We start from the raw sequence: 8,613 nt of genomic DNA on the forward strand, positions 1-8,613 counted from the left end.
GTGTAAAGTTATGATTTCATATGACATTTGTCATAATAGTAAATTGTATTTATTTATAAATGTTGGTATAATTAGGGTGTGCAATGCATTTAGTATATTTACCTCAGGAGGTGCTTATGAGAAAATTTAGGGAGAAGTCCTTAATTATTCTATTTTGCTTATACAATACCTATATAGTAAATGCAAATGAACAGTTAGCTTATTTCTTTGCCATATGCGTAATTATATCTTTAGCTTTGAACTTGATGAATAAAAATGCCATAAAAGCTATACTATATGTTTTTTTTGGAATAATGTGTTTTTCTGATGGTTTGTTTTTATTCTATTTGCCCTTGATATTATATAATCTATATTTTGACTTCCCAATATATACTTTGCTCTCCATCCCTTTGTTGTTTATGGAATTTCAGTTGATAAACTTTCTCATGGCTATTGTTTCAGTCTATATTGCAGCTATGACGAAAAAACATCTTATTCTTCTAGATGAAAACAAAGTAGTAAGGGATGAGTTAAAAGAAGAAACCTTATACCTGCAAAAATATAATGAACAACTTAAAATAGACAAGGAAAAGAATATCCATATTGCCATACTTACAGAAAGAAATAGAATTGCAAGAGAAATACATGATTCCATAGGTCATGGGATAAGTAGCAGTATATTACAAGTAGAAGCTTTAAAGATTATATCTTCCGAGGACAAGGTAAAAAAAAATCTCGATACCCTTCAAGAAACTTTAAAAAGCGGAATGGAAGAAATTAGGAAAAGTATTCATAATCTATATAATGAATCCTTTGATTTGGAAAGTCAAGTCCAGAAACTCTGTAATGAAATACCCACCATAGACATAGAACTTACATATAGAATTGAGGATAATTTAGGCTATGATTTAAAATTTAATATATTGTCTGTAGTAAAGGAGGGTATTACCAACTGCATTAAACATTCTAATGCTTCAAAACTAAAGATAAGCTTATTAGAACAACCAAAGTTTTATTCTATAGTAATAAAAGATAATGGAAGTGATTTTAATGAAAAAGCTTTCCTTTCATCTAAAGGTATTGGTCTTATTTCTATCAAGGAAATAGCCGATAGACATAATGGTTTTGTAAACTGCAAATTTGATGAAGGCTTTAGAATACATCTAACTTTAATGAAAGGATGATGTATATGAATATAATAATTATAGATGATGACCCTTTAGTAGTAGAATCCTTGAAGACAATCATAGCTGCTAATGGAATAGATATACTAGCTGTAGGATATGACGGATTTCAAGCAGTGAAGCTCTATAATAAACATCGACCAGATTTAATCCTTATGGATATTAGAATGGAAATTTTAAGTGGAATTGAAGCTGCTAAAGAGATATTAAAAATAGATCCTAATGCTAGAATACTATTGATCACCACCTTCCAAGACGATGAGTATATAGGCACTGCCCTTTCTCTAGGTTGCAAGGGATATATATTAAAACAAAACATAAAAGGAATTATACCTGCCATCAATGCAGTATATTCTGGAAACTTAGTTTTTGATTCAAAGATTGTATCCAATATTAAAAAGTATTCTAAAAAATATGATATGGACATAGATCTATCCGATAGGGAATTTGATATTTTACTTCTAATTGCAGAAGGATTAAACAATAGAGAAATAGCAGAAAAACTGTTTTTAAGTGAGGGTACTATTAGAAACTATATTTCTAATATGCTCGGCAAACTATCCCTTCGGGATAGAACCCAGCTAGCTATATATTATTATAAGATGAAATATGGAGTAGGAGAATAGTAGGACAGGAGAAACCATCCCCACTATCCTATTTATTATTTACCTAATTATGATTACGTAGTGTATTTTTTTGTTTAAATATTATATCATAATAGCTATAATTAATATATGAATCTATAAAAGGAGAGATATTTAATGAATGGAATAAACATTGAGAAAATGATACTTCATATTTTAGATAATTCCGTAGGTATGCCTATATTATCGGAAAAAGAACACCCATATAGTGGAGATATAATGGAATTTATGACAACTCATATAGAAAAAACATTTAATGACATTAATATTAAAAAGGCTTCCTTTAATACCCAAGAAAATACAGTAAAAAACCTATGCATAGCTGTCTCAGAAGATAGTTCTAGCTTTGTAGAAAAAACAAAGGAATTTGCTCAATTAATGTATAATATAATGGTTGAAAATACTACTATACCTCCTTGTGATCTAATCTGTTCCTTATTTCATAGGGATGGGGAAAAATACTTAGGCTTTTTTATACTAAATTACAAACCTTCCTATATCCACTATGTAGATGAATCTGAAAGCATAAGGATTAACACTGTGATAAAACAACAAACAACTTTACCTAACGAAAATCAAAAAATAGATGAATGTATAATAATTAATTTAAATGATTACTCTATATTGCTAAAAGAACAAAAATATGAAATAGATGGTGAAAAGGAATTCTATATATCTAAATATCTATTAAAATCAGACAGTATCCTATCAGATAAAGAAAAAATAGATATTGTAAACAAAGTATCCAAGAAGATAATAAAGGATTATTATGAGAATGATATAAAAAAGATGGCAGAAGTAAAAAACGCCTTAGTAGAAAGTGTAGAGGATAGGGGTTCCATAGATATAGAGCATGTTAAGTCCAAAGCATTTCAAAACAATCCTGAACTTCAAAATATCTATGTAGAAGAAATAGAAAAAAAGGGATTGACAGAAAAAATCATAGAAGTAAATGAAAACCTAGATAAAAAGCTCCCTAGAACCCAAAAACTAGTAACAGGTGATGGAATAGAAATAAAAGTGCCTACATCTTATCTAACCAATGGAAATAAAATAGAATTTCTAAGTAATCCAGATGGAACTATATCTATTTTACTTAAGAATATTAGAGATATACAAGGGAAATAAAAGCATTGGTTTTATTTCCCTTGTATATCTCCTTCATGCTCATCCCTATTATCTTAATTCTATATTTCCTTCATAATTTAAATCAAAATTTTTACACCCAGTAGCCATTACTAATATCAATATCATAATAACAAGTAATCTAGAAATGTCAAATCTTCTACTCATTAAGCTGGCCTTTCTCTCTTAAATCTTTTATACCTTTATTGATCCCAGCCAATTTCACAGTAAAATATATAAATACTATTCCTAATAGTGTTAATAATATAAAGTTATTACTAGTATTATTTCCAACGCTCCATAGAGTAAATTCAAATATTGGCTTTTTCATGAAAACTGTCATTGCTGCAAAGAGCAAAATAAAAATTTCACCATATATCAATGGCTTTCTTATCTCTTTTAATTCATATATCTTATCTTCAATATTGGAGTAAATTTCAAATGCTTTACCATCATTTTTCTTTTCTAATATCAGCAATTCTCTATTAATCATTCCTTTTGAAGTAACAATCCTACCACCTGGATTTGCAAAGGGACGAAGCTTTGCCTTCCCCCATGAAAATTGTCCAATATTTATTGGCTTTTCATAATATTTAACCCCTATTTCTTCTAATAAATGCTGGTATTCTTTTAACTCTTCATAACTTTTATTTCCTACATAATCAATTGCATATTGATACTCATTTGGCTTGCAATTTTCAAAAGTATAAAAAAATCTCCCTACATCAATTAGTCTATATCCTTTCTCTACCATTTGGTTTAACCACTTTTCTTGACTTCCCATTGGATTTAGAAATAATTTAAATGTCTTTCTCACCCTTGCCACCACCTTTCACTGTTTCAATAGCTATATTGTATATTTCCTCTAGCCTCTTCATCTCCAATTCTACCTGAGCACGCCCTAATTCAGTTATTATATAATCCTTTTTCCTTTCTTTTGGATCTACTGGACAAGGCTCTATCCATTTTTTCTTTGCTAAATTATTAATTGCTCCATAAAGTGTTCCTGGCCCAAATACTACCCTTCCTTTTGTCTTTTCCTCCACAAATTGCATCACTCCATAACCATGGTTTGGTCTATACATTGCTAATAAAATCAAAAAAGCTGTTTCCGTTAATGGACCTTCTTTAATTTCCTTTTTCATCTTCCTCCTCCTATTACGTCATACGTAGTATTTCATATTATTATATCGCCATACGTAGTACGTGTCAAGTAATAAAAAAGACCCAGTAATAATACTAGGTCTTTCCAAAGCCAATAGCTTATTATATATACTCAAAAAACATAAATTTTAATCATATCATTAACACTTTTATTTTATTAAGTCATGTATTTCCTAATCCTATCATCTTGAAAATCATTAAAAAAATCATCTTTTTTACTTTCCTGTATAATCTGTCCATCTTCCATGAATATAATTTTATTGGCCACTCTTTCTGCAAAAAACATATCATGAGTTATAATCAAAACACTCATACCGTTACTAGCCAATTCCTCTATTATATTTGCTACTCCTTCCCTTAATTCTGGATCCAAAGCAGAAGTAGGTTCATCGAAGCACATTATCTTGGGGTTCAACATGCAAGCCCTAGCAATGGCTACCCTTTGCTTTTGCCCTCCAGAAAGTTGAAAGGGATAAGAATCTGCCTTATCTTTCAATCCCATAATGTTTAATAATGCCAGAGCTTTATCTATTGCTTCCTCTTTAGGTATCCCCAAAACATTTATAGGTGCCTCTATTATATTTTCTATTACCGACATATGGGGAAAAAGATTATAGTTTTGAAAAACTAGACCTATCTTTTCCCGTATACATTTCATTTCCTCTGTCTTGGCGTAAATACTTTTTCCATTACAATCATCACATAAATGTTGTCCATCTATTTTGATTATGCCACTGTCGCATTTCTCCAAATTGCTTATACATCTAAGAATTGTAGTTTTACCTGCTCCAGAAGGACCTATAATCGCTAAAATCTCTCCTGCTTTCAACTGAAAACTTATGTCTTTCAACACCTGTTTTCCTCCAAAACTCTTATTTAATCTATATACCTCTAGAACTATTTTTTCCTCCTTATTCATAATAAGAATACCTTCCTTCTATTTTATTAAAAACCCCTGTAAGTATAGCAGTTAACAACAGGTATATTACCCCGACCAATGCCAATGGGATTAAGGATACATCTCTGTTTGAAGCAATTTTTCCAGCTCTTAATAATTCTCCTAGCCCTACTATATACACCAAAGATGTATCCTTAACAAGAGTGATAATTTCATTGGTAATAGAAGGTAATACTGCTTTTAACACTTGAGGCAGTATTATCCTTCTAAATGTTCTATAGGGGGTTAAACCTAAAACTTTGGCCGCCTCATATTGTCCCTTATCAATGGATTTCATGCCACCTCTGAATATTTCACCAAAATATGCTGCATAGTTTAATACAAAAGCTATAATTACCGCTGTAAACCTATCAAAAGTTATGCCTATTATAGGTAGTCCAAAAAAAACAAATACTATCTGCAACATCAGAGGCGTGCCCCGCATTATCCATATATATAGTTTAGTTATCTTAGAAACAATGCTTACCTTTGACAATCTCCCTAAACTAACAATAATCCCTAATGGAATGGAAAGTATTAAAGTTAATAAGAATACTTCTAAAGTAGTAACAAGCCCTTGAAAAGTAGATGGCAATAAAGTATATATATACCTAATCATATTATCATCCTTTGCCTTTAGTTATTTCCCTCAAACCATTTTTGGTATATATTGTTATAACTTCCATCTTTCTTCATATCATCTAAAACCCTATTCAATACTTCTAATAATTTTTTGTCATCCTTTCTAAGACCTATACCATATTGTTCTTCTCCAAAATCTTCTTCAAGTATTTTATAATCTTCGGGATTCTTTTGTTTAATATAATATCTTGCAAGGACTTCATCTGATACTACAGCGTCTACTCTCTTTGCTTCTAAATCCATAAAAGCTTCATTATTTGTATCAAATAATATTGGCCCTCCTCCTTGAAAGCTTTCTACTACTGTAGGCTCTTTATTTATAGCTTCAAGGGTGCTGGAACCATTTTGAACTGCTACCTTCTTGTCTTTTAAATCATCCTTGCTATCTATATTGGAATCTGCCAATGTAATTATTATCTGCTTATTTTCTAAATAGGCTTGAGTAAATGCTACCTTTTCTTCCCTTTCATCAGTAATAGAATAACCATTCCAAATAACATCAATATTGCCTGAATTCAATTCAGTTTCCTTCATAGACCAATCAATAGGTTGAAACTTTACTTCAAAGCCTACTCTATTAAATACTTCTTTTGCTAAATCCACATCAAAACCTGCCAATTCTCCCTTATCATCCCTAAAACCCATAGGTGCAAATGTATCATCAAGGCCCATTACTATATAACCTTTTTCTTCTAACCTTTCATAAGAGTCTTCGTTGGCTACCATTTTATTTGAGCAACCTACTAAACCAACAACGCTTAAAATTAATACCGTCAACAAAATAACAAAACTATTTTTCTTTCTCACTTAAATCTCTCCCTTTTATTTGAATTTAAAAGTTAGAAATAAAAAACTCCCGCCTCTAGCATTACACTAGAGAACGAGAGTATTACTCCGTGGTCCCATCTCTATTTATCGATACCTCACGGTATCAACCTTATCGAGTACGACATTTATACTCTAGCACTATAACGGGTGCAGGTAATCCGAAGACAGTCTACTACCTAATAGGTTTCGGTGTCTAGCTCAGAGATGTGTTCAAAATACACTCAAATGCCCCTCTCACCAACCGGGAACTCTCTGTATAAGAAATGTATTTTTACTATTTCTCATCGAAGCATTTATTTCAATTTATTATGTTAATATGGTAATACATTAAGGTGGTCTTGTCAATATGTTTTTTATAAAATAATAAATGCCTTTCCCCCATTAAACTATTTGCTCATATCCATATCCTTTGGAAGATGTATGTATTTATTTACTTTTCAAGCCCTCAACAAATTTTGTTGCAGCAGGAGACAAGGATACGGTTTTTAAGAAACAAACTCCAATAGCTCTTTTAGGTATTTCCTCAGACAACTTCACTTCATATATCAATTTGTTTTTCAAGTACTCCTTGGAAAACTCTTTGACAACACAGGATATGCCTAGATTAATTCTTGCAAATTCCAATAATAAATCATGGGAACCTAGTTCAATTTCTGGCTCTATTTTAACTCCTTTTGATTGTATATATTTTTCCACATATAGTCTTGAATTGGATTTGGGTTCAAGTAATATTAGTGGTAAGTCAGCTATTTCATTAAAACTTAAAGGTATAGAAACCCTATCCTTATATTTTTCTCCACAGACAAATATATCATGAATATCCATTAATCCTATTATCTCCAATGCAAAATCCTTAACTGGTAAATTACAAATGGCCATATCAACTTCCCCTGATTTTAATAAATCAGTAAGTTCTAAAGTTGTACGATTTATTACCTTTAATTTAATTTTTGGATATTCGCAATGAAACTTCTCTAAGAAAGGTAGCAAAAAATAACGTGATATAGTATCTCCAACCCCTATCCTCAGTTCCCCTGCCATCAGGTTCTTAGATTCCATTACCTTCTTTTCACCTACATCAATTAGATTAATTCCAGAGTTTACATACTCAAATAAAATTTCTCCTTCATTTGTAAGCACTACTCCCCTAGGTGTTCGTGTAAACAAACGTACTTCTAAATCACTTTCAAGTTGCATAATTGCTTGACTAATAGCTGGCTGTGTCATATATAGAGACTTTGCAGCTTTGGAAAAACTTCCACATTTGGCCACTTCACAGAAAATTTTATATAAATCCAATTTAATAGACATATAAGTACTCCTTATATATAATATAATACATATTTATTTTACTTATACCACAAAGTAGCATATATTACAAGTGAGAGGTTTTTTATTCTTCTCAAAATAAATTTAAGGAGAGATTAGAATGGAAAGAATAGTTGGAACTGTTGCTAGAGGTATTCGTGCTCCAATTATGAAAGAAGGGGATGATATTGTTGAAATCGTTGTAGACACCATACTAAAAGCTTCGGAAGTAGAAGGTTTTCCTATTAACGATAAAGATATCGTATCTATAACTGAATCTGTAGTTGCTCGTACTCAGGGAAATTATGCAAACATTGATGATGTTTCTGAAGATATAATTTCAAAATTTGGCGAGAAGACTATTGGAGTAATATTTCCCATTCTAAGTCGTAACCGTTTTGCTACTTGTCTTCATGGTATTGCAAAGGGAAGTAAAAAAATTATACTAATGCTTCAATACCCTTCAGATGAAGTAGGTAATCCACTAGTAAGTCTAGATGAACTAGATGAAAAAGGTATTAATCCTTGGACAGATACTTTAACAGAAGATGAGTTTAGAAAGCTATTTGGATATACAAAACATCCTTTTACTAATATTGACTATATTGATTATTATAAAAACATAGCGGAAAGTCATGGAACTGAATGCCAAATAATCTTTTCAAATGATCCTAAGGCTATTTTAAATTATACAAAAAATATTCTAACCTGTGATATTCATTCAAGATTTAGAACAAAGAAAATATTGAAAGCAAATGGTGGTGAAAAGATTTATGGCCTTGATGATATCTTAACTGAATCT

10 protein-coding genes and 1 other annotated feature are annotated in these 8,613 nt (G+C 30.9%); of the genes, 4 read left to right on the top strand and 6 right to left on the bottom strand.

The genetic code is table 11. From position 1 onward, the window contains the following. Positions 1–116: 116 nt before the first annotated feature. The 3 genes from C3E88_RS04985 to C3E88_RS04995 all read left to right on the top strand — a co-directional run bounded on the left by C3E88_RS04985 (position 117) and on the right by C3E88_RS04995 (position 2,935). Positions 117–1,163 carry a sensor histidine kinase gene (locus C3E88_RS04985; RefSeq protein WP_236909055.1) on the top strand — a complete coding sequence of 349 codons (1,047 nt, stop codon included), beginning with the start codon at positions 117–119 and terminating at the stop codon, positions 1,161–1,163. A gap of 5 nt (positions 1,164–1,168) precedes the next feature. Then, positions 1,169–1,789, top strand: coding sequence for a response regulator transcription factor (locus C3E88_RS04990; protein ID WP_236909056.1), 621 nt, complete (start codon positions 1,169–1,171; stop codon positions 1,787–1,789). A 135-nt stretch (positions 1,790–1,924) separates the two neighbouring features. Continuing rightward, positions 1,925–2,935 (top strand): nucleoid-associated protein, encoded by a 1,011-nt coding sequence (locus C3E88_RS04995; protein WP_236909057.1) that lies wholly within the window; start codon positions 1,925–1,927, stop codon positions 2,933–2,935. 157 nt (positions 2,936–3,092) lie between these two features. On the opposite strand, the gene C3E88_RS05000 is transcribed toward C3E88_RS04995, so the two are convergent. The 6 genes from C3E88_RS05000 to C3E88_RS05025 all read right to left on the bottom strand — a co-directional run bounded on the left by C3E88_RS05000 (position 3,093) and on the right by C3E88_RS05025 (position 7,814). Then, positions 3,093–3,749, bottom strand: a complete 657-nt coding sequence (locus tag C3E88_RS05000; protein WP_236909058.1) for a DUF2812 domain-containing protein — start codon at positions 3,747–3,749, stop codon at positions 3,093–3,095. Then, the gene (locus tag C3E88_RS05005) at positions 3,733–4,077 is read right to left on the bottom strand and encodes a PadR family transcriptional regulator (RefSeq protein WP_236909059.1); all 345 of its coding nucleotides are present in this window, start codon (positions 4,075–4,077) and stop codon (positions 3,733–3,735) included. Before C3E88_RS05005 ends, C3E88_RS05000 begins: the two co-directional genes overlap by 17 nt. A gap of 176 nt (positions 4,078–4,253) precedes the next feature. Continuing rightward, a complete protein-coding gene (locus tag C3E88_RS05010; protein ID WP_236909060.1) occupies positions 4,254–5,015 on the bottom strand; it encodes an amino acid ABC transporter ATP-binding protein in 762 nt (253 codons plus the stop codon). After that, positions 5,008–5,649, bottom strand: coding sequence for an amino acid ABC transporter permease (locus C3E88_RS05015; RefSeq protein WP_236909073.1), 642 nt, complete (start codon positions 5,647–5,649; stop codon positions 5,008–5,010). The genes C3E88_RS05010 and C3E88_RS05015 overlap by 8 nt, the downstream gene beginning before the upstream one ends. 20 nt (positions 5,650–5,669) lie before the next feature. After that, positions 5,670–6,482, bottom strand: coding sequence for an amino acid ABC transporter substrate-binding protein (locus tag C3E88_RS05020; protein WP_336513064.1), 813 nt, complete (start codon positions 6,480–6,482; stop codon positions 5,670–5,672). Between the two features lie 66 nt (positions 6,483–6,548). Next, positions 6,549–6,800: a binding site (T-box leader), on the bottom strand. Between the two features lie 129 nt (positions 6,801–6,929). Then, positions 6,930–7,814, bottom strand: a complete 885-nt coding sequence (locus C3E88_RS05025; protein WP_236909061.1) for a LysR family transcriptional regulator — start codon at positions 7,812–7,814, stop codon at positions 6,930–6,932. Between the two features lie 118 nt (positions 7,815–7,932). Here C3E88_RS05025 and C3E88_RS05030 point away from each other — a divergent pair. Then, a partial coding sequence (locus C3E88_RS05030; protein ID WP_236909062.1) for a coenzyme F420-0:L-glutamate ligase occupies positions 7,933–8,613 on the top strand: 681 nt, incomplete at its 3' end.

This window comes from Clostridium sp. Cult3 (assembly GCF_021655115.1).
GTDB lineage: Bacteria > Bacillota > Clostridia > Tissierellales > Tepidimicrobiaceae > PPXY01.